Origin of the sequence: Mycobacterium sp. (genome assembly GCF_025965855.1) — a bacterium.
Lineage (GTDB): Bacteria > Actinomycetota > Actinomycetes > Mycobacteriales > Mycobacteriaceae > Mycobacterium.
The window spans coordinates 1-2,924 of sequence record NZ_JAOPWB010000048.1; the positions used below are offsets into that span (position 1 = coordinate 1).

The following is a 2,924-nucleotide window of genomic DNA, read 5'->3' on the forward strand; positions in this document are numbered from 1 at the left end:
CTCGAGGACGGCGCCGACGTCGCGCGCGCCCGCCGCGGCGAGTTGGTCCGCGCCACGGCGCTGGCGCGTGGCCCCGGCAATCTGTGTTCGGCGTTGGGAATCACCATGGACGACAACGGGATTGACCTATTCGATCCCGACGGGCCGGTGACCCTGGAGCTCAACGATCCGCTGACCGCCACGTCCGGCCCCCGCGTCGGCGTCAGCCAGGCCGCCGACCGGCCCTGGCGACTGTGGCTGGCGGGCCGACCCGAGGTCTCCGCGTACCGCCGCAGCCCCCGCGCCCCGGCGCCGGGCGAGAGCGACTAGCCCGCCCCGCGCCGAACGTCGAGTCGTTGGGCGAAAATGCCCGGAACCGCACAACAAGTCGACGCTCGTCGGCCCCCGGCGTCGGCCCCCTTCGCTGGCCCGCGCCGCCGGGCGCCAGCGACCGCACCGCACCATCCTGGGAGACTCGTACACCATGATCCTCGACGAGTTGGGCTGGCGCGGCCTGATCGCCCAGTCCACCGACCTCGACGCGCTGGCCGCCGAGGCGCGGCGCGGGCCGATGACGGTCTACGCGGGCTTCGACCCGACCGCGGCGAGCCTGCACGCCGGGCACCTGGTGCCGCTGCTGGCCTTGGGCCGGTTTCAGCGCGCCGGGCACCGGCCGATCGTGCTCGCCGGCGGCGCCACCGGCATGATCGGCGACCCGCGCGACGTCGGCGAGCGCGGCCTCAACGAGGCGGACACCGTTGCCGCGTGGACCGAGCGCATCCGGGGACAGCTGGAACGCTTCGTCGACTTTGACGCCTCACCGACCGGCGCCATCGTCGTCGACAACCTGGACTGGACGGGCCCCCTGTCGGCCATCGAGTTCCTGCGCGACATCGGCAAGCACTTTTCGGTCAACGTGATGCTGGACCGCGACACCATCCGGCGGCGCCTGGAGGGGGAGGGCATCTCCTACACGGAGTTCAGCTACATGCTGCTGCAGGCCAACGACTACGTCGAGCTGTACCAGCGGCACGGCTGCACGCTGCAGATCGGCGGCTCCGACCAGTGGGGCAACATCATCGCCGGCGTGCGCCTGGTCCGCCAGAAGCTCGGCGCGACGGTGCACGCGCTGACGGTCCCGCTGGTGACCGCCGCCGACGGCACCAAGTTCGGCAAGTCCACCGGGGGCGGCAGCCTCTGGCTGGACCCCCAGATGACCAGCCCGTACGCCTGGTACCAGTACTTCATCAACACCGCCGACGCCGACGTGGTCCGCTACCTGCGCTGGTTCACCTTCCTGTCGGCCGACGAGCTGGCCGAGCTGGAAGAGGCCACCCAAGAGCGCCCGCAACAGCGCGCCGCCCAGCGCCGGCTGGCCCGCGAACTGACCGTGCTGGTGCACGGCGAGGCGGCCACCGAGGCGGTCGAGCATGCCAGCCGGGCGCTGTTCGGGCAGGGCGAACTCGACCGGTTGGACGAGGCGACGCTGGCATCGGCGCTGCGCGAGACGTCGGTCGCCGAGCTCAAACCCGGCAGTCCCGACGGCATCGTCGACCTCCTGGTGGCCAGCGGCCTGTCGGCCAGCAAGGGGGCCGCGCGCCGCACCATCGGCGAGGGGGGCGTGTCGGTGAACAACATCCGCGTCGACAGCGAGGAATGGGCGCCGCAGCCCACGGATTTCCTGCACGGCCGCTGGCTGGTGCTGCGGCGCGGCAAACGCAACGTCGCCGGGATCGAACGAATCGCCGGGTAGCCACTAGCCCCATGGTGGCGACCCGCTGCGCCTGGCTACGCCGCGCTTGCGGGCCAAACCTTTATCGTTCCGTGCTCCGGACGTGACCGGCGATGACCAGGGTGGTCACGGTGACTAACGCGACACGGGTACTGCGGGTGGTCGGGGTGAGCGCTGGCGTGGCCGGGTTGACCGCGGCGCTGGCGGCGCCCGTGCACGCCGACCTGAGGGGCAACGCGTTCCTGAGGGCCCTGACGAATGCCGGCGTCGCGGTTTCGCAACCGGACAGCGCGATGGCGCTGGGGCAGTCGGTCTGCCCGATGCTCGTGACGCCCGGCGGGTCGTTCGACTCGGTGATCGCCGCGGTGGCCGACGGCCACGGAATGTCCCACGATGCGGCGGGCGTGTTCACCATCGTCGCGATCGCAACCTACTGCCCCGCGGTGCTGGCGCCGCTGCTGGCCGACCGGCCCCAGGCCTAGGTCGGGCTCTTGCCCCGCCGAGTGTGAGCTGACGGCGTTCGATGTGTGCTCAGGGCGGAATTTGGGCGGTTCTGCCGCCCTGGACGCAAACTCAAAGCCGTCACCGCACACTCAACGGCTAAGCCGCATCACGCCCGTATCCTTTGCAGCGTGGTCGACGACAGGCAGGGGCACGGCGGTGGGCGACGTTCGGCATCCGGCGGCCCGGTGCGGCGCGGGCCGCGCAAGGAGAGCTTCGGTTCCTGGTCGGGTCCGGGCCGCGCCCGCCCGGTGCAGCCACGCAGCGCAGCCGACCAGGATGGCCGGGGCGGTCCGTCCGCCCCGCAGGACGGACCGCCGATACCGCCCGGCGTGGAGGCCCGGCAGCTGGCGCCCGAAATCCGCCGCGAGCTGAGCACCCTGGACCGCGCCACGGCCGACGCGGTGGCGCGCCACCTGGTCGCCGCCGGCGAGCTGATCGACGAGGACCCGGAGGCCGCGCTGAGCCACGCCCGCGCGGCGCGGGCCCGGTCCAGCCGGATCGCCGCGGTCCGCGAGGCCGTCGGAATCGCCGCCTACCACTGCGGCGATTGGGCCCAGGCGCTGGCCGAATTGCGCGCCGCGCGCAGGATGGGCAGCAAGTCCGCGTTGCTTGCGCTGATCGCCGATTGCGAACGCGGACTTGGCCGTCCGGAACGGGCGATCGAGCTGGCCAAGAGTCGGGAGGCCGCAGAACTCACCGGCGACGACGC

3 protein-coding genes and 1 pseudogene are annotated in these 2,924 nt (G+C 72.5%); all 4 read left to right on the top strand.

The genetic code is table 11. The features are described 5' to 3' along the window. A partial coding sequence (locus tag JWP83_RS03495) for a DNA-3-methyladenine glycosylase (protein WP_297725822.1) occupies nt 1-309 on the top strand: 309 nt, incomplete at its 5' end. 154 nt (nt 310-463) lie between these two features. After that, nucleotides 464-1,732: a tyrosine--tRNA ligase gene (gene tyrS, locus JWP83_RS03500; RefSeq protein WP_297725825.1), complete on the top strand. Its 1,269-nt coding sequence runs from the start codon at nt 464-466 to the stop codon at nt 1,730-1,732. Nucleotides 1,733-1,824: 92 nt separating this feature from the next. Further along, nucleotides 1,825-2,193, top strand: coding sequence for a DUF732 domain-containing protein (locus tag JWP83_RS03505; RefSeq protein WP_297725828.1), 369 nt, complete (start codon nt 1,825-1,827; stop codon nt 2,191-2,193). Between the two features lie 270 nt (nt 2,194-2,463). Beyond that, nucleotides 2,464-2,924 (top strand): annotated as a pseudogene (locus JWP83_RS03510) (tetratricopeptide repeat protein); the annotation flags it as partial.